General features: G+C 44.0%; 19 protein-coding genes and 1 tRNA gene. 10 read left to right on the forward strand and 10 right to left on the reverse strand.

Going from position 1 to position 19,137, the window contains the following annotated elements:
• The 7 genes from C1A47_RS11240 (at nt 1) to C1A47_RS11270 (ending at nt 5,528) form a co-directional block, all read left to right on the forward strand.
• Nucleotides 1-537, forward strand: coding sequence for a DUF3261 domain-containing protein (locus C1A47_RS11240; RefSeq protein ID WP_111895136.1), 537 nt, complete (start codon nt 1-3; stop codon nt 535-537).
• The gene (locus tag C1A47_RS11245) at nt 537-1,736 is read left to right on the forward strand and encodes a beta-ketoacyl-[acyl-carrier-protein] synthase family protein (RefSeq protein ID WP_111895137.1); all 1,200 of its coding nucleotides are present in this window, start codon (nt 537-539) and stop codon (nt 1,734-1,736) included. The genes C1A47_RS11240 and C1A47_RS11245 overlap by 1 nt, the downstream gene beginning before the upstream one ends.
• Nucleotides 1,733-2,164 (forward strand): 3-hydroxylacyl-ACP dehydratase, encoded by a 432-nt coding sequence (locus tag C1A47_RS11250; RefSeq protein ID WP_111895138.1) that lies wholly within the window; start codon nt 1,733-1,735, stop codon nt 2,162-2,164. The genes C1A47_RS11245 and C1A47_RS11250 overlap by 4 nt, the downstream gene beginning before the upstream one ends.
• Before the next feature lie 5 nt (nt 2,165-2,169).
• Nucleotides 2,170-2,895, forward strand: a complete 726-nt coding sequence (locus C1A47_RS11255; RefSeq protein ID WP_111895139.1) for a 3-ketoacyl-ACP reductase FabG2 — start codon at nt 2,170-2,172, stop codon at nt 2,893-2,895.
• A complete protein-coding gene (locus tag C1A47_RS11260; RefSeq protein ID WP_111895140.1) occupies nt 2,895-4,118 on the forward strand; it encodes a beta-ketoacyl-ACP synthase in 1,224 nt (407 codons plus the stop codon). The genes C1A47_RS11255 and C1A47_RS11260 overlap by 1 nt, the downstream gene beginning before the upstream one ends.
• A 12-nt stretch (nt 4,119-4,130) precedes the next feature.
• Entirely contained in the window at nt 4,131-4,562 is a 432-nt protein-coding gene (locus C1A47_RS11265) for an excinuclease (RefSeq protein WP_111895141.1), read from the forward strand.
• Between the two features lie 333 nt (nt 4,563-4,895).
• Nucleotides 4,896-5,528, forward strand: a complete 633-nt coding sequence (locus C1A47_RS11270) for a 4'-phosphopantetheinyl transferase family protein (protein ID WP_111895142.1) — start codon at nt 4,896-4,898, stop codon at nt 5,526-5,528.
• 56 nt (nt 5,529-5,584) lie between these two features.
• Here C1A47_RS11270 and secF read toward each other — a convergent pair whose 3' ends face one another.
• The 4 genes from secF to tgt form a co-directional block, all read right to left on the reverse strand.
• On the reverse strand, nt 5,585-6,550 hold the full coding sequence (gene secF, locus C1A47_RS11275; RefSeq protein WP_111895143.1) for a protein translocase subunit SecF: 966 nt from the start codon (nt 6,548-6,550) through the stop codon (nt 5,585-5,587).
• Between the two features lie 8 nt (nt 6,551-6,558).
• Nucleotides 6,559-8,460 carry a protein translocase subunit SecD gene (gene secD, locus C1A47_RS11280; RefSeq protein ID WP_111895144.1) on the reverse strand — a complete coding sequence of 634 codons (1,902 nt, stop codon included), beginning with the start codon at nt 8,458-8,460 and terminating at the stop codon, nt 6,559-6,561.
• A gap of 54 nt (nt 8,461-8,514) precedes the next feature.
• Nucleotides 8,515-8,844, reverse strand: a complete 330-nt coding sequence (yajC, locus tag C1A47_RS11285; RefSeq protein ID WP_111895145.1) for a preprotein translocase subunit YajC — start codon at nt 8,842-8,844, stop codon at nt 8,515-8,517.
• A gap of 86 nt (nt 8,845-8,930) precedes the next feature.
• Nucleotides 8,931-10,061, reverse strand: coding sequence for a tRNA guanosine(34) transglycosylase Tgt (tgt, locus tag C1A47_RS11290; RefSeq protein ID WP_111895146.1), 1,131 nt, complete (start codon nt 10,059-10,061; stop codon nt 8,931-8,933).
• Between the two features lie 291 nt (nt 10,062-10,352).
• Between tgt and C1A47_RS11295 the strand changes: the two genes are divergently transcribed.
• Nucleotides 10,353-11,297, forward strand: a complete 945-nt coding sequence (locus C1A47_RS11295; protein WP_111895147.1) for a sensor domain-containing diguanylate cyclase — start codon at nt 10,353-10,355, stop codon at nt 11,295-11,297.
• Between the two features lie 52 nt (nt 11,298-11,349).
• On the opposite strand, the gene C1A47_RS11300 is transcribed toward C1A47_RS11295, so the two are convergent.
• From C1A47_RS11300 to queA, 3 genes are all read right to left on the reverse strand, one after another.
• The gene (locus C1A47_RS11300; RefSeq protein WP_111895148.1) at nt 11,350-11,919 is read right to left on the reverse strand and encodes a LemA family protein; all 570 of its coding nucleotides are present in this window, start codon (nt 11,917-11,919) and stop codon (nt 11,350-11,352) included.
• An 18-nt stretch (nt 11,920-11,937) separates the two neighbouring features.
• On the reverse strand, nt 11,938-12,963 hold the full coding sequence (locus C1A47_RS11305) for a hypothetical protein (protein ID WP_111895149.1): 1,026 nt from the start codon (nt 12,961-12,963) through the stop codon (nt 11,938-11,940).
• 101 nt (nt 12,964-13,064) lie between these two features.
• Complete coding sequence (gene queA / locus C1A47_RS11310) at nt 13,065-14,096, reverse strand: tRNA preQ1(34) S-adenosylmethionine ribosyltransferase-isomerase QueA (RefSeq protein WP_111895150.1); 1,032 nt, start codon at nt 14,094-14,096, stop codon at nt 13,065-13,067.
• A 181-nt stretch (nt 14,097-14,277) separates the two neighbouring features.
• Here queA and C1A47_RS11315 point away from each other — a divergent pair.
• A tRNA-Leu gene (locus C1A47_RS11315) sits at nt 14,278-14,364 on the forward strand.
• 249 nt (nt 14,365-14,613) lie between these two features.
• Here C1A47_RS11315 and C1A47_RS11320 read toward each other — a convergent pair.
• The 3 genes from C1A47_RS11320 to C1A47_RS11330 form a co-directional block, all read right to left on the reverse strand.
• Entirely contained in the window at nt 14,614-15,909 is a 1,296-nt protein-coding gene (locus tag C1A47_RS11320; RefSeq protein ID WP_111895151.1) for a Y-family DNA polymerase, read from the reverse strand.
• Between the two features lie 23 nt (nt 15,910-15,932).
• Complete coding sequence (locus C1A47_RS11325; RefSeq protein WP_413772963.1) at nt 15,933-16,517, reverse strand: LexA family protein; 585 nt, start codon at nt 16,515-16,517, stop codon at nt 15,933-15,935.
• Between the two features lie 312 nt (nt 16,518-16,829).
• Nucleotides 16,830-18,110, reverse strand: coding sequence for a gallate dioxygenase (locus C1A47_RS11330; protein WP_111895153.1), 1,281 nt, complete (start codon nt 18,108-18,110; stop codon nt 16,830-16,832).
• A 119-nt stretch (nt 18,111-18,229) separates the two neighbouring features.
• Between C1A47_RS11330 and C1A47_RS11335 the strand changes: the two genes are divergently transcribed.
• Nucleotides 18,230-19,132 carry a LysR family transcriptional regulator gene (locus C1A47_RS11335; RefSeq protein WP_111895154.1) on the forward strand — a complete coding sequence of 301 codons (903 nt, stop codon included), beginning with the start codon at nt 18,230-18,232 and terminating at the stop codon, nt 19,130-19,132.
• Nucleotides 19,133-19,137: the final 5 nt, after the last annotated feature.

The following is a 19,137-nucleotide window of genomic DNA, read 5'->3' on the forward strand; positions in this document are numbered from 1 at the left end:
ATGCACAGATACGGACGGATTGTTTTGCTCGGGCTGGTGTGTAGTTTGAGTGCCTGTCAGTCGTTTTATCCCAAAGCACCTGCATTGGCTGCACCAGCATGGCAGGCGCAGCAGTACCAGCGCCAAGATCAGGTCGAAGTACAGTGGAAACAGCAAAGTTTTAGTTTTCTGCTCTATCAGCAGCAGCAAGGTAAAAACCTTAGCATGTTGGGACTGAGTCTGACAGGACAGGTGTTGTTTAAACTGCAATTTGATGGGCAAAAGGTCAAGGTGGAACAACGGATTGAGCAAATGCGCTTGTTGCCATTTGACTTTGTGGTGCGTGATATTTTATTTGCGACTTATCCCAAGTTTGCAGAATCAGGACAGCCCGATGTTGAAGTCAAACAGCAGGGTGATACCCAGCAAATCGAGATTGCCCAGCAGCATGTACTGACCATTCAAAAGCAGGCAGACAGTATTCAACTGGACAATTTACATGTACCGTACACCATTGTCTTTAGCCCAATCGATGATGCTTTACAGGCAGGAAATTAATGTCAGCGCAGATTCAACATTTAACCGCCGTCGGCATTCAGTGTAGTGCCAGTTTATCGGCTTTGGGCGCTCGTGCACAGGATGTGCGCCAAGCCTTGACCCAACGTGAAAGTTGCCTGAGTGCCCGAGAAGATTTGCTTTTGGGGCAAAGCTGTTTAGTTGGCGCTTATACAGGCGAGGTATTTCAGCAGGATTTACCGAGTCATTTACAGGTTTTAGATTCGCGCAATTTACGTCTGGCGATTACCGCTTTACAGCAAATTGAAGCGCAAGTGCAGGCTTATACGGCACAGTTTCCCCGTCAGCGTTTGGCGGTGATTGTCGGCACATCGACCTCAGGCATTGCCGACAATGAACAGGTCTTGCAACAGCATTTTTCAGGTCAGGCGCATCCCCCGATTTTCTACCAGAAACAGGAAATGAACAGCCTCGCACAAGGCTTAAAACAGTATCTCAACTGGGAAGGGATTGCTTATAGCATTTCCACAGCCTGTTCATCGAGTGCCAAAGCTTTTGCTGCGGGACAGCGCTTACTCAATGCCGATCTTGCCGATGCGGTGTTGGTCGGTGGTGTGGATACCTTGTGTCAGTTGACCCTAAACGGTTTTAACAGTCTGGAAAGCCTGTCGAATAGCATTTGCTGCCCTTGTGGGGTAGATCGAGATGGCATCAATATTGGTGAAGCCGCCAGTCTATTTTTACTCAGTAAAGAATCTGCACCCGTGATGTTGCTCGGTACGGGCGAGTCGATGGATGCATGGCATATTTCTGCGCCGCATCCTGAAGGACGTGGGGCACAGCAAGCCATGCAACAGGCTTTGGCTGCTGCAGGTTTACAGCCCACCGATATTGATTATCTGAATTTGCATGGTACAGCCACTCCACAAAATGATGCGATGGAGATTAAAGCCGTGCGTCAGGTGTTTGGTTCACATCAAGTCCATTTGAGCAGTACCAAGCATCAGACAGGACATTGTTTGGGAGCAGCAGGTGCGCTTGAGGCTTTTATTTGCCAGCAAGTTCTGCTCGATCAGTCTTGGTTGCCGCTACATCAGGCAGGGCAGATTGACCCTGAATTGATAGATCAGAACTATGTGCAGCAAGCTCTGCACCATCAATCCGTGAACTATGCCATGAGCAATTCTTTTGCCTTTGGTGGCAGTAACATTAGTCTCATTTTTGCAAGGCAACAGCCATGATTCAGGATGCAACGGCATTTATTCCCCATCAAGCCCCAATGGTGTTTGTCGATACCGTCAGCGAATTTGGCGAAGACTATGCCATCACTCAACTGACCATTCGCCCTGAACTGATGTTTTGTGAAGCGGAAGGTTTGCCAAGCTGGGCAGCCATTGAAATCATGGCGCAAACCGTGAGTGTTTTTGCAGGTCGGCATGGGCAGCAGGGCGGCGAAGCGCCAAAAATTGGTTATTTACTCGGTACACGCAAAATGCAGTTGCCTGTATCGCATTTCGCGCTTGGGTCGACTTTGACCATTCGGGCGCAGCAATCTTATCTGCATGAAGGCTTGGGACAATTCCAGTGTGAACTGCACTATGAGCAGCATTGTATTTCTGCGGTGCTCAGTGTTTACCAGCCCAATGAACAACCACAATTAGGAAAATAAACGTCATGAACAGACGAATTTTAGTCACGGGCTCTAGCCGTGGCATTGGACGTGCCATTGCACTACAGTTAGCCGCCGCAGGCTTTGATATTACGGTACATGCCCGTTCGCGTATGCAGGATGCCGAAGCGGTGGTCAGTCAGATTCAGGCTTTAGGACGTAATAGCCATGCACTGCAATTCGATGTCAATGACCGAGAAGCGGTGCGTCTGTGTTTAGAGCTGGACATTGAACAGCATGGCGCATTTTATGGGGTGGTGCTCAATGCAGGCTTAACCCACGATGGAGCATTTCCTGCATTAACCGACAATGATTGGGATGAAGTCATCTCCACCTCGCTGGACGGTTTTTATAACGTGGTCAAACCGCTGATCATGCCGATGATTCACCTCAGAAAAGGCGGACGAATTGTCACCATGTCATCGGTATCAGGCATTATGGGCAATCGTGGTCAGGTCAATTACAGTGCGGCAAAAGCAGGCTTGATCGGGGCGACCAAAGCTTTGGCAATGGAACTGGCAAAACGCAAAATTACGGTGAACTGTGTCGCTCCAGGGTTGATCGAAACTGAAATGGTCACCGATGAAGTCAAGGAGCATGCCCTAAAAATGATTCCAATGCAGCGCATGGGGCAGGTCGACGAAGTGGCTAGCGTGGTTAAATTCCTGTGTTCAGATGAAGCGGCCTATATCACCCGTCAGGTGATCTCGGTGAATGGAGGTCTGATCTGATGAAACGGGTTGTGGTGACAGGCATGTCAGGGATTACCTCATTGGGGCAAACTGCCGATGAGATTTTTGCCAAATTTGCCCAAGGTCAAAGTGGCGTGCGTTATATGCAGGAATGGGATCAATACACTGATTTGCGTACGCGTTTGGGGGCACCCGTTGATCATTTTGATATTCCCAAACATTTTAATCGTAAAGTGATGCGCGGCATGGGGCGTGTGGCGCTGATGTCGGTGATCAGTGCCGAGCGTGCCCTTGAAGATGCAAGCTTACTGAACCATCCGATTTTAAGCAGTGGTGAAACAGGCGTAGCTTACGGCTCATCGGCAGGTAGTGTTGATGCGGTCTGTGAAATGGGGCGCATGATTTTGGACAATGACATGAGCCAGATGAATGCCACAACCTATATCCGCATGATGGCACATACCAGTCTGGTCAATCTGACCGTACATTTCGGAATCAAGGGTTTATCCTTGCCAACTTCAAGTGCCTGTACATCAGGTTCAATGTCGATTGGTCAGGCCTATGAAGCGATTAAATATGGCAAACAAACCGTAATGCTGGCGGGTGGTGCTGAAGAACTCAGCGCCCCAGGTGCAGGCGTGTTTGATGTGCTGCTGGCTACCAGTGGCATGAATGAACATCCTGAACAGTCGCCGCGCCCGTTTGATGCCAAACGTGATGGTCTGGTGATTGGTGAAGGGGCAGGCTGCCTGATTTTAGAAGAATTGGAACATGCTCAGGCACGTGGTGCGCAGATTTATGCCGAAATTATTGGCTATGCCAGCAATAGCGATGGCACGCATGTGACTCGTCCTGATCAGGCGAGCATGGCACGTTGCATGCAACTGGCACTGAAAGATGCTGACATTGCCCCTGAACAGATTGATTATGTCAATGCACATGGCACAGCCACCGATCATGGTGATGTGGCAGAAACTCAAGCCACAGCACAGGTGTTAGGCTATAAACCGATTAGCTCATTAAAAAGCTACTTTGGACATACTTTAGGAGCGTGTGGTGCGATTGAAGCATGGCTCAGTATCGAAATGCTGTTGCGTGAGCAATTTATTCCGACTTTAAACCTTGATGAAGTTGACTCACTGTGTGGGGAGTTAGACTATATTCGACAACAACCAAAACCAATGATGGCACAGACCATCATGACCAATAATTTTGCTTTTGGTGGGATTAATACCTCACTGATTTTTCAGCGTTATCCATAAGGACAAACATTCATGATAAAAAAACTGGCACTTACTACAGCACTTTTGACAGGATTCGCCGTATCTGCCCATGCTGCCGATGATGTTCATCAACTGGATTTTAAACAAGCCGTACAAAGTGCAATGGCAGATGGCACACTGGATGGTTCAGTCAAATTTTACTTGGCGGGGACACGCTCAGGTGGTCAGGTCTTAAAAAAAGGTGTGGTGACCAATAAGAAGACCAATGGATTTATGAAGTCAGCAGAAGATTCATGTGACTGGGTTTTACGTTCAGCCTTGATTCAATTGCAAACAGCAGCCAAACAGCGTGGCGCCAATGCCGTGACCAATATTGTGAGTTATTACAAATCCAATGAAACACGTAGTACCACAACCTATGAATGCCACAAAGGTACAGCTATGGCAGGGGTTGCGTTAAAGGGTGATCTTGTTAAATTTTAAGTTATATGAGTTCGGGAAAGCTCCTGTTAATTTAGATATTAAGAAATGAATCCTCATGACGGAGTCTTATTATTTTGACTCGAATTTCAGGATTAACTTTCAGTAAGACCTACTTTTCTTTCGGGAAAAGTAGGCAAAACCACCTTGCGGAGCAATGCTCCTCACTGCAAAACTCGCTTAATGTTAGCTTTTATCAAAAATATCGCAAAACCAGTATATTGCGAATAATTTTCTGGCTCGAACAGTTGCAGATGACATTTTACCTCTCTGATTTTTGAGAAATATTTCTCTCACGTTATGATATTGAATCACTTCAGTTAAAGGGACAGTTCCATGAAAATTGAAATTTATTTGCAGTTCCTGTCCCAGCTGGCACCGAAACAGCCCGATACTTTTGCGCATCGGGCTGCATTTAAACAGTATCAGCAGCAACTGATTTATGCCTATCGGGCAGAGATGCTGGCAGCGCAACTGGGTCTGTCAGCGCAAGATTTGCATTTTGAAAAAACAGAACACGGTAAACCTTTTTTAGGCAATTATCCTGAACTGGCATTTAACCATAGTCATGGTCGTGAGCATTATGCACTGGCACTGAGTCTGTATGTGCAGGATGTTGGTATTGATATTGAATCTTTGCAGCGTAAAGTGCGTTTTCAGGCACTGGCTGAACATGCATTTCACCCTGAAGAATATCAGCACTGGCAAGCCACAGGGCAAAGTCCTGAATACTGGTTTCAGGTCTGGACAGCCAAAGAAGCGATTCTCAAAGCTTGTGGTTTAGGAATCCGTTTGAGTCTCAATACGCTCAATACCCAAGCAGTGGCAGGGCAGCAGCAGGGCTTTTGTCAGCATCCTGAATTAGGGGAATTTCGTTATCAGCATATGGTCTGGAATGATGCGCTGTGTACGGTGGCATGGCGAGATGTAGAAGGTGTGACACCTGAAATTCTGTATATCAAGCCATAAAAAAACAGCATCCGAGGATGCTGTTTTGATGTCTAACCTAAGCTAAATATGATGCATTATTTATGGTCATCTTCAAATTCAGGTTTCACTTGCACAATAAAGTCCTGACGGTTTAAACCACGCCATAATGCAAATGCGGTTGCAATATAAATCGAAGAATATGTCCCTGCAAACACCCCGATAATCATTGCAACAGAGAACCAGCGTAAACCTTCACCACCCATAATGAGCATGGCAACTACAACCAGTAACAAGGTTGCAGAAGTATGTATGGTACGACGTAAGGTTTCAGTCAGTGCAATATCCACCACTTCACGCGGCGATGCACCACGAATCTTACGGAAGTTTTCACGGATACGGTCAGACACCACGATGTTATCGTTGAGCGAGAAACCAATCACCGCCAGTACTGCCGCTAAGGTGGTCAGGTCAAATGTCCACTGCATGAGTGCAAAGATCCCTAAAATCACCAAGATATCGTGAAATAGAGACAGGATTGCACCGACAGCCAATTTGAGTTCAAAGCGAATAGTGACATAAATCAGCATTAGCACCAATGCCAGTGCCACCGCACCCGCAGAGCGGACATAAAGCTCATTACCCACCTGACCGCCAACAGAATCCACTTTATGCAGGGTCGCGGTGTTGTTCGGAACCTGAACAGCTTTTGACAAAGTGTTGGTCAGGTCATCGACTTTGAGTTTTTGCACAGGCATACGAATCAACAGATCCGTATTGCTGCCTAGTGTTTGTACCACTGCATGTTGAAAGCCTGCCGACTCAAGGGATTGAACCACTTGATCCTGATTAACTGCTTTTTGATACGTCACTTCCGCAGCAATACCACCTGTGAAGTCTAAGCCTAAGTTCAGACCACGATAGGCAATAAAGAAGATGCTGGCAATGGTAATTAAAATTGACGCGAAGGCAGCAGGCTTGCTGATCTTCATAAAGCCAATAATACGTTCATTGTCAGGGCGACCGTATTGTTTTGATTTAGGTTGAGTCACATTGGTCATCATCGATCTCCTTAAATGCTCAACTTTTTCAAGTTACGGCTTTTGCCATAAATCAACTGAACAATCGCACGTGTCACGGTAATTGAGGTAAACAACGAGCAGACAATACCGATCATATGCGTGACTGCAAAGCTTTTAATTGGGCCTGAACCGATGGCGAACAAAATGAATGCCACAATAAACGTGGTCAAGTTCGAGTCAAAAATGGTGTTATAGGCACGCTCATAACCTGCCACAATGGCTTGTTTAGGCGAAGCTCCCCATTTCATCTCTTCGCGAATCCGCTCACAGATCAGGACGTTGGCATCCACCGCCATACCAATGGTGATGATGATACCTGCAATACCTGGAAGTGATAGCGATGCGCCCAGCCAAGACATAACGGTTAAAATCATGGCAATGTTGAAGACCAAGGCAAAGTTGGCAATCAGACCGAAGACACGGAAGAACACCACCATCCAGATGGCTACCAAAATAAAGCCCACTTCAGTCGACAAAATACCTTTATCAATATTTTCTTGACCAAGGCTTGGGCCAACCACACGTTCTTCAACAAAGTACATTGGCGCAGCCAACGCACCTGCACGCAGCATCAAGGCAAGCTCAGAGGCTTCTTGAGGAGAGCTTAAACCTGTAATACGGAATTGTGAACCCAACACTTGCTGAATGGTTGCCGCATTAATCACGACAGATTCAGTGTAAGGGGTACGAACTTCAGTTTGAGCGCCTGTTTTCGGATCTTTGACGTAAGTGATTTTTTGTTTATTTTCAATAAACAATACCGCCATACGTTTACCCACAGCACTGCGGGTTGCATCCGCCATCAGTTTACCACCTGCACTGTCGAGGGTAATGTTGACCTCGGCACCACCAGTATCTTGGCTTAAACCTGAAGATGCGTTTTGTACACGCTCACCTGTTAAGATACGAGCACGGTCAAGCAATAATTGACGACCACTGTCTAATGACTGGTAAGCAAATAGCTCTGTACCAGCAGGCAATGGCTGACCATTATATTTACCTGTATATGGGTCAATATATTGATCATTTTGGTCAGAGACCAAACGGAATTCCAAGTTAGCAGTACGACCCAAAACACGTTTTGCTTCGGCAGTATCTTGAACACCCGGTAATTCAACCACAATACGGTTGCTACCTTCGCTTTGTACCACCGCTTCTGCCACACCTAACTCATTGATACGATTACGCAATGTAGTTAAGTTCTGGTTCATCGCATAAGACTGGATTTCTTGCTTTTTCGCATCGCTATAGGTCAGGCTCAGTGTTGGGCCTGTATCTGTTGCAAGTGCTTGCAAGGTGTAGTCATTGCTATTACGACGTAAGAAACTGGTTGCTGCATCACGGTCATCATTGTTGGCAAACTGAATAGTAATCGTGTTGTTGTTTACCGCAAGATTATTGAAGTTCAGTTTGTTGTCACGCAATTGACGACGCAAGTCAGTGGCTGTGGTTTCCATACGTTGCGATAGTGCTTTGTCCATATCCACTTCAAGTAAGAAGTGAACACCACCACGTAAGTCCAGACCGAGTTTCATTGGCTTGGCGCCAATTTTTTGTAACCATTCTGGTGTGGTTGGTGCGAGGTTCAAGGCAACAACGTATTCATCACCCAGTCCACGACGTAAAGCATCTTTTGCTTTTAGCTGGGCATCTGAATTAGAGACACGAAGCAACGCAGCATTATTGGTAAAGCTGTTGTCATGACTGGCAATATGTTGGCTTTGTAAAATTTGCTCTGCTTTTTGCAAGATCGACTGATCGATTTTTGTACCAGCCTTTGCCCCTGAAATCTGAACCGCTGGTTCATCTGGGTATAAGCTTGGCAGTGCGTATAATGTACTGATAATCAAAACCACGATTATCAGCAAATATTTCCATGCAGGGTAACGCATTTGCTATCTTCTTAAAATGAGAAAGCCGTGCGATTGCACGACTTAAGGAGGAAATTAAAGACTATTTAGAGTGCCTTCTGGTAATACCGAAACGACACTTGAACGTTGAATTTTAACTTCATTACCGCGGCTAAGTTCGATCACAGCGTAATCGCCTTCGATTTTCAGGATACGACCCATCAAACCGCCAGCAAATACAACTTCGCTACCCACACCAAGGCTTTCAATCAGGCTACGATGCTCTTTGGCACGTTTAGATTGAGGACGCCAGATCAAGAAGTAGAAAATCGCAATAAATACGACAATCATACCGACATTGGCAATCATACTTGGTTGTTGTGCAGCGCCTTCTGCGGCATAAGCTGTAGAAATAAACAGGCTCATTTGTGTTTCCTAATAAATAACAATGAAATTTACTGACTTAATTGAGCAATTTACCTTGTCTTGCCCGCTAGCGCAAATATTGCGAATTAGTCAATTGGACACGCTGGAACTTCTAAACCGCGACGCTGATAGAAGTCTTCAACAAATGCATCAAAAGTACCTGCGTCAAGAGCGTCACGCATTGCTTCAGTGAGGCGCTGGTAATAACGAAGGTTATGAATGGTGCCTAACATAGAAGCCAGCATTTCACCACATTTTTCCAAATGGAACAGGTATGCACGAGTAAAGTTCTTACACGTGTAACAGTCACAGTGTGGATCAAGCGGGCTTTGGTCATGGCGGTATTTGCTGTTACGAATACGCACCAAGCCGTCAGTCACAAAGTAATGTCCATTACGTGCATTACGAGTTGGCATTACACAGTCAAACATGTCGACACCACGACGAACCGCTTCAACAATATCTTCAGGTTTACCAACGCCCATGAGGTAACGTGGTTTATCTGCTGGCATTTTGTTTGGCAAATAATCAAGCACCTTGATCATTTCATCTTTGGGTTCACCCACAGACAAACCGCCAATCGCATAACCATCGAAACCGATTTCGAGCAAACCATTTAAAGATTCATCACGCAGGTCTTCATACATGCCGCCCTGAATAATGCCGAACAAGGCATTTTTGTTATTCAGTTCATCATGATGATGGGTTTTACAACGTTTTGCCCAACGTAATGATAATTGGAGTGATTTTTGAGCTTCGTCGTGTGTTGCAGGATAAGGCGTACATTCGTCAAAAATCATCACGATATCTGAGTTCAATGTATGCTGAATTTCCATAGAAATTTCAGGTGATAAGAATACTTTTGAACCGTCAATCGGAGAGCGGAAGGTCACACCTTCTTCTTTAATCTTACGCATAGCGCCCAGACTAAACACCTGAAAGCCGCCTGAGTCAGTCAGAATCGGTTTATTCCACTTAATAAAGTCATGTAAACCGCCATGCGCCTTAATCACTTCTAGACCTGGACGTAAGTATAAGTGGAAGGTATTTCCTAAAATAATCTGGGCTTGAATATCTTCAATATCACGCGGCAACATGCCTTTGACTGTGCCATATGTCCCAACGGGCATAAACACAGGCGTTTCAACTACCCCATGTTCTAGGGTTAAACGACCACGACGGGCACGACCCGACTGAGCTAACTTCTCAAACTTCATAAAACATCCAAATCAAGGCGAAAAAACAGTTCGCTGATTGTTCAAGCTAAAAGAGCGCTATTCTCTCCGATTCTTTATGTAAACACCAGTTTTGTGATGTATGGATCTGTTAATTTTACAAAGAAAATATGAAAAAAATGCGTCAACTGGTAAATAAAAGTTTTAAATACAATGATATCTTTTTGTAATTTTTTGTTGCTTTTATTGAATGAAAAATGGTTTAAATTTTACACAAAAAAGGAGTACTGTTACCTAATTCTGACATGTCAATCATGGAAATAAGGTAATCACATGAATGAGCTTTTGCAAGAACTCAAAGAGTATGAGTTCTATAAAACATTGGTGGAAACCACCAAGGCAATTCCGTGGAAGATTGACTGGGACACCAAACAATTCAGTTATATCGGGCCGCAAATTGAGGAGCTATTAGGATGGACGCCTGAGAGTTGGGAAACTGCACAGGACTGGATTGACCGTATGCATCCAGAAGACCGTGAACATACCGTGAATATGTGTATTACCTTGTCAGATGAAGGAACCGATCACGAAGCGGATTATCGTGCTCTGAATAAAGACGGCAGCTATGTCTGGATTCGGGACGTTGTACATGTATTACGTGAGAATGATAAAACCACCGCACTGATTGGTTTTATGTTTGATATTTCAGAACGCAAACGCTTGGAAATCGAACTTGAGAAGTTGAATAAGCGTAATGAAGAGTTGTTATTGCAAGACCCACTCACCCAAGTGGCAAACCGTAAAGCGCTTAAAGAACGTTTGGAACAGGAATTTAAACGGGCACAGCGCAATGACCGTCCACTGTCGATTTTGTTTATCGATATTGATCACTTTAAAAAGTACAACGATAAGTATGGGCACTTGCAAGGTGATAACTGTCTGATTGCCGTTGCTGACTTATTAAAGTCAATGTTTAGCCGAGCATATGATTTTGTGGCACGTTTTGGTGGTGAAGAGTTTGTGGTGATCTTGCCTGAAACCCGCCAGCAGGATGCGGTGCTTTTGGCAGAACGTTTCCGACAAGCAGTGAATCAGCTTGAAGTGCCTGTGGCAGAGCAGGAATTAGTCCCTGAAATTACCGTGAGTATTGGTGTGAACACGCATGGACAGGAGCAGTTCTATCCAAGTATCGAAAGCTTTGTCCATTCAGCCGATGAACTGCTGTATCTTGCTAAAGATCAGGGACGCAATCAGGTTCGATACCATCCACTTTCTTAATCGGGCTGGATGGTATCTTTGACCGCTAAATTATTGTTGTGACCATATAGCTTTAGAAATTTGGACGATAACTATAGTTTTGCTGCGTAATTGGATCACGAAATGGACGAATCGACTTTTTCGACAGGGTGATGGTATTAATCATATTGTTGGGAAACACTTCGATCTGGTTGTTGAAAGCTTCGACATTGCGGTTAAAGATCGTAATGGCTGCACTGACATTTTCATTTTGTTCATGGATTTCCTGCATCATCTGACTATACAGGCTATCGGCTTTCAGTTCAGGATAATTCTCCACCACAATATTTAAATTGCGCATCAATTCTTGGTTCAGCTGCTCAACACGTTGTAATTGAGAGGTATCTGCATCGGTCAAATTCAGGTGCATGATTTGCTGACGTAACTCTGTCACTTTCTCTAAAGTGCTTTTTTCAAACTGGGTGTATTGCGCCAAGGTTTTTTCAAGATGATCGAGGGTTTTGACTTTTTGTAATTCAAAGTTCGCCACTTCTGACCATGCACGGCGGGTTGCATTGAAATAACGCACAATATTATTTCGAATCATGATCCCCCAAAGAATCAGAATCATGAAGAAACCAAAAAATAGAATAAAACCGAGCATTTCTAATGTCCTATAAAATTACGCTAATAGTTTGAGCATCTGTTCTTTGAATAATGTGTATTCCAGCATGCCCAATGTTCTTAAATGTCCACGTAGATGAGAAATTTCTTGAATATCGGTTTGTTTGCTTTGTAGCCGAAATAAATCTTGCTGACCTAAATAACATACAATATTTTCACGGGGATGAAAGATTAAATCACCTGTAAATTTCTCAAAAAAATCATGTAGTTTTAAAGTGAAACTAGGCGTAACGTGTTTAACAATTTCATGGGCGTCACAGCCATAAATATCAATTTTTCGATTGGTTTGAATATCACTAGTTTCCCACTTTTGAACATAAGGCGGGAAAAAGTCATTGCCCGTGTTGCTGATCGCCAAGCCTGTTGCAACCGCATCGAAAATAAATGCACCCCATAAACGTTTTTTGATCTTACGAATGACACTGCGTTGACCTTGCTGGTTGGTGGTTGCAATTTCAATGACGTAATCGTATTGATAGATGATGACGGGATATTTTTTTTCTTCATTCTGCCAGATGGTCGATGCAAAATAATCGACCCGATTTTCTTCAGTGCCTTTGGAAAATAAAGGAAAAAGTGCTTTAAGTTGAGCCATGACTGAAAATGTGCGACTTGGATCGGGAAAGCTTTGTGGGAGTTGCTGGAAATTCAGATCATAACGTAGGGTCAACATCCGTTCTCGGAGAAATTGAATCACTTCATCAATCGGATCTTGGCTTTCATAAATGAGATAGGCCCAAAAACCGATGGCAGCACTGATCATGAGCGTAAAGAAAAATGGAAAATACTGATGTAGCAAACCACCAAGGACTAAAGTCACAACACCGATGATGATTAAAAACTTGGGCAGAACATTATAAAAGTGTAAATCACGGTCTTCCCCCCACGGATGCAACGCATCAAGCAAATCATCGGGTGTTTCTGCTTTTTGACCGATGTCCCACAGCCGAGCAACATTACGCATGACCTGCTGATTCTTCCTGCGCTGAATGTGTAAGATTTGCTGTAGGGTATCTGTCGGCATTGTGGTTAAGCTCTAATCCAGTTTGACTATTTTAACCACTCTTTATATTTTTGTAATCTATAAAAAAAGGCTACGCGAGGTAGCCTTCCGATTTTTATTTTTTATGCTCGGTCAATCAGCATGGCATCGCCATAACTGAAGAAACGGTACTGCTGTTTTACCGCATGATTGTAGGCATTTAAAATATTGTCGCGGTTTGATAAAGCCGAAACCAGCATCAACAAGGTCGATTCAGGTAAATGGAAATTGGTAATTAAACGATCCACGACACAAAATTTATAACCTGGGTAAATAAAGATTTGCGTATCACCTGTCCATGCACCAATTTTTCCACCATTGGCTTGTGCTGCACTTTCCAGCGCACGAGTCGCTGTTGTCCCTACCGCGATAACTTTATTGCCACGCGCCTGTGTTTCACGAATCAGATCAACCGTATGCTGCGGAACATCACACCATTCACTGTGCATGATGTGGTTTTCAATATCATCGGTACGCACAGGTAAGAAGGTGCCTGCACCCACATGCAAGGTCACAAAGCTTTTTTGGATGCCTTTTTTCTCAAGCTCAGCCAAAAGCTGTTGGTCAAAGTGCAGGCTTGCCGTTGGTGCAGCCACGCTCGCCAGTTTTTCAGGGTCATGAAATACAGTTTGATAGCGTTCGGTGTCAATCGCTTCAGCTTCACGGTTAAAGTACGGCGGAATTGGAAGCTGACCATAACGATCAAGTACCGTTAGGATTGGCTGAGAAAATTCCACAATAAATAAATTCTCGTGACGTCCTTGAACAGTCACTTTGACTTCATCCGCCCCAATAAACAGTTCAGCGCCTGCTTTGGGTGAGTTGCTGGCTTTAATATGGCAGTGGGCAATAAATTGATCCTGCATACGTTCAACTAGAACTTCAACCGCACCGCCTGTGGCACGTTTGCCTTTTAAGCGAGCTTTCATCACTTTGGTGTCATTTAAAATCATTAAATCGCCTGGATTGAACAATTCTAAAATATCGGTAAACAAATGATCTTGATATTGTCCATCGGCATTTAAATGCAATAAGCGTGATGAGCTACGTGATTGAAGGGGATAGCGTGCGATCAAATGATCTGGAAGTTCAAAGTTAAAGTCAGAGAGTTGCATAGCCAAAATCTGAAAAAAAGATTGGGCGTAGTATAAACTTTTTTCCTTTTTTGGTCGATTTTGTTGAAAAAAACATCAAAATATCAACTCTTTGCTGTAAAAGTGAGCGATAGTGTTAAAAGGGCGTTGACACATTTTAAAAATACGATAATATACACAGCACAAACCAGCCATACTTAATCCCGAGGTGGTGAAATTGGTAGACGCGGTGGATTCAAAATCCACTGTTCGAGAGAACGTGTCGGTTCGAGTCCGACCCTCGGGACCATAAATCTGGTACCAAGATTTTAAAAAACCGAAGCCAAATGCTTCGGTTTTTTATTGCCTGTAAAAAGTTAATTGACCTTATTGTTAATCTAAAAATATTAAACTATTCATTATGTTACTATAATTTTAGCCTTTGGTGATCATGGCAAGTTTGAGTCTGTGGTGATGACTATCTAACAGTCAGTATTGCTGGAACTTCCGACCTTTGCTCAACTAAAATGAGCCATGTTGTAGGGTGCTGAGGTTTGGATCATTCAATTTTCAGTAATTCATTCCAGCTAAAATAATTCTGACTTAATTGACTGCGTGACATTTTCCAAGTGCGGTTAGGTAGCATGCTTGCGCCCAAGGCAAGTTTGGTCTTCCCAAATTTATGCTGAATTTTATCGAGGGAATTCATTAAATCATCACTGGCATTGCAATCGTGTAGATCTGTGAAGATGTCATGGGTATGTGTGTGTTTTGGCTCTAGGCATGTCAGGATCACCCCGCATTTCTTGAATGTAACATCTTGAGCATATAGTTCATTTACCATATTGGTTGCAATCTTGGAAAGGATCAGAAGATTGTCTGTTGGTTCAGGCAAGGTATATGAGCGTGTCTGATTGTAGAAAGGTTTGGATGGATCAAATGGGCTGGATTGCGCAAATCCGAGCAAACATCCACACAGGAGTTTTTCAGATCTTAAGCGACTGACCGCATCTTGCACATATAAGCTCATGGCTTCTTTTAAATCTTCGAGTTCGGTGATGCGGTGTCCAAAAGATCTGCTGGCAATAATCTGCTGTCTGGCTTTGGGAGCATTTTCGAGTTGCATGCAGGAAATGCCTTGCAGTTCCATGCTTGTGCGTTGCATAACAACTGAAAATTGCTTGCGTAACATTTCAGGTGAGGCCATGCTGAAATCCATGACGGAATGAATCCCCAAACTGGCAAGTTTCTTGGCATGCTTTCGTCCAATCCCCCAGACTTCGCCTGCATCAATTGTTTGATAAAGTCCCTCAATTGAACAGGGATCCATATCGACTAAATTGCACACCCCATTGAAATATTTATTTTTCTTGGCGATATGGTTGGCAAGCTTCGCTTCGGTTTTACTTCTGCCTACACCAATACATGCAGGTAAACCCAGCCAGCGAAACACCCGTTTTAAAATGCTGTGGGCATGGTCAGTGAGATTGATATGTTCTGCATAAGCACTCAGATCCAGAAAGCATTCATCAATTGAATAAACTTCTTGCTCTTGAGGGGTGACGAAGTCCGCAAGTAGCTGCATAAATCGTCTAGACATTTCTGCATAAAGTGCATAGTTGCTCGATAAAACATGGACTTGATGTTTTTCTACGATGTCCTTGATTTGGAAAAAAGGCACGGCCATTTTTATGCCGAGATCTTTCGCTTCTTGAGAACGTGCAACAGCACAGCCGTCATTGTTGGAAAGTACAATCACGGGCTTATTGTTGAGGCTGGGATTGAAGACTCTTTCACAACTCACATAGCAGTTGTTGATGTCTACCAGTGCAAAGATTTTATTGTGGTGCTGCATGTCGTTCAGTCATCGCAGTGGGTTTATTTGCGTTTTCTAAAGGGTTTAATGACATAAGTGACAACGCCCCAAATTACCAGTTCTTGGTTTTCCTGAAGGTGGATGTCGGAAAAATCTGGATTCTCGGCTTTAAGCCAGTAGTTTTCTCCTTCAATCATCAGGCGTTTAACCGTGAAGTCATTGTCAATTAGGGCCACCACAATATCGTCATGCTTGGCTTCTAGGCTACGATCAACAATCAACTCGTCATCAATATCAATACCTGCATCGCGCATAGAAAGCGAAGCAACTTTGACGACAAAAGTTGCAACTTCATTTTGAATGAGATGTTCATTCATATCTAAGGTTTTTTCGATATAGTCCTGAGCAGGAGAGGGGAAGCCTGCGGCAACTTTCTCTGATGCTAGAGGAATGGACATCTGCGTTGCGGGATCAATAGGGATAATTGATGTGACCTCACCAAAATCTGGTTTCTTGGTTTCGGTCAGGTAGTTTTTAATCTCGATTACGCGAGAGATCGGAATGCGAACAGCTTTGGTTGGTTCGTTATAAAGGGGCTTTCTTCCCGAACCATCACGACTTCCACCATGACTCATGTGAGACACCATTTTGAAAAAGTTACCAAATCAAATGGTAGGGTCAAATGGGTTTTAACAACAAGTGATTTACGATGAGTGGAGGATTTGGAATTTAAAGTTGACGGTAAAGTCTTGTATCACGGATAGTTTGATACTCAGCAAGTTTGGTTGTGAATTTTATTGAAATGAACAGATCAATTTATTCGGAAAATTAAAGCAGCAGATCAACAATTTAATAATAATGTAAGCTGATCATTCAACATAAAAAACGGCCTTCATGCCTGGACGGTATCATGAAGACCGATCAACTGGTGAATCTTGGTTATTTTTAAAAGTTACGACTTAGGTTTTATCCATTGACTTTGCTTGGTTGCCCCCTGCAACTGAGTACGTAATTGGCACTTTACGGGTTGCCAAGAACTGCTCAAGGGTTTCACCACGGAATGCTGCATAGACTTGTGGGTTTGGTACACTTAATACGGCAGCCATTTTCTCCAGTACGAAGAAACTCACGCCACGACGAACCATCTCAATCCATTTGCGTTCACGAATCAGGTTTTTCTCTTCTTCGGTCAGGCCACGTTCATTGGCAAGTGCTTCAAAGTCTTTCACAAAACGCATACGGTGCTGCGGAATGACTAAATCGCGCAGGAATGAGTTGATGCGAAAATTGGCATGACTGACCGCATGGGTGAATGGATAAGTACCAGGCAGTTTCTCAACACCTTGGAGTTCATAATCCAAATGCTCACGATATGCTTCAATTTCTTCAGGATTTGGTGCATCGCCAAGATCTTCAAAAACCAGCGTGGCAATATTAGTGACAGACGGTGCATAGTTTTGTTTGTGAATCAGTTTAACCTGATCCGATAATGCACCACGCATAATCAGCCACATCACCACTTCAGCGCCTTCAAAACCGCCTTTTTCAGCAAATTCTGCAATACGCATATTGGCTAAAGTTTCAGGTTGTTTTTCGAGTAACTCAAGGAATTCTGCATCCCATTCTTCGTTCAGGAAACCAGCACGTTCACCATGTACCTGATGTGAAAGTCCGCCTGTTGCCATAATTGCAACATTCAAATCTTCAGGGTAGCTTTCAATGGCTTTACGTAAGGTTTTTCCCATTTTCCACATGCGTTTAGCACTTGGAATCGGGAACTGCAAAACGCCGACTTGTAATGGAACAACTTGACCAGCCCAAGGGCCATCTTCATCACCGAGCATTGAAAGTGGTGATAAGAAACCATGATCGACAGGTTTGCCCTGGAAGAATGACATATCGAATTCATCGGCAACAAAGGCTTTGGCAATGTGCTGAGACAAACCTAGATGTCCATGTGCAGGCGCAACGTCACGAGGACCACCGCCTTCATCGGCTGCCACATAGATATCGTCAATTCCGAGCGTAAAGGATGAATAATGGTCAAAAAAGAACGAAGTGACATGATCGTTATAGATCGTAAATAACACGTCGATTTTCTTTTCTTTAACCCAGTTACGGATTTGATCAAAACCTTCAAAGATAGGCTTCCATGCTGGATCTTGATGTTTGCCTGTGTCCTTGGCAAAACCAATCGTTGGAGAATGCGAAGCTCCAATACCACCGATAATACGTGCCATGAAATGTTCCTTTTCAGCGAGTTGTGTCTGATCCTATTTCTCACCATTCTAATGATTGTTGCCTTTAGGACAATCAGCTAAAATCAAAAACATCGTTCAAAAAAATGAACAATAGTCTTATGAAATGGAATTTAGATGATATTCCTATTTTTTTAGCGATTATTGAGCGTGGCGGAATTTCTGCGGCTGCTCAGACTTTGGGAATCCCCAAGTCTACAGTCAGTACGACCTTGACACGTTTAGAGCAAAATTTAGGATTACGCTTAATTGATCGATCTTCGCGGAGTCTGCGGATTACGGCTGAAGGTGAAGTGTTTTATCGGCAAGCCCAGCAGATTATGGAGCAGGCCCTTGCAACCGATACGCTGATGGCAGATTTGGGTATTGTTGCCAAAGGGCGGTTAAAAGTCGCTTTGCCACCTGCTTTTAGCGCAGAACTGGTCGCTCCACATTTATTAAGTTTTCGTCAGCAACACCCTGAAATTGATCTGGAAATTGTGGTGACCAGTCAGGGTGCAGCACTGATTCGTGATCAGGTGGATATTGCGGTGGTGGTGGGGGAGCTTGAAGATAGTGAACTGGTTTCATTGCCCTTGATTCGTGGGCAACTGATTTGGGTGGCAAGCCCTAAATGGCTATCTGAAAATACTTTGGGCGAAACCTTGGATGAGCTGCGACAACAGATTCAGATTTGTGAAACACGTTATGCCCAGCGTCGATTGCCCGTATTTGTCGATAATCAAATTGCATCACTCGATTTGAGTTATGGCGTGATTCGTGTGAATAATCCGCTGGTAGTGCGAAGTGTGGTGATGTCGGGTGGCGGTGTTTCCATGTTGCCGCATCATTATTGTGTGGTGCCTAGGGCAGAAAGACAGTTGGTACAGGTGATGCCGCATATTCGACTTGAATTGGCCAGCTCACAACTGACCGCAATTTATCCGAGTCGTCGTCTCATGTCTCCTCGGGTACGTGTGTTTTTAGAATTCTTGAGTGAAATCTGCCAAGGGTTTTCATTGTAATTGCT

It is taken from the genome of Acinetobacter sp. MB5 (assembly GCF_003261585.1).
Lineage (GTDB): Bacteria > Pseudomonadota > Gammaproteobacteria > Pseudomonadales > Moraxellaceae > Acinetobacter.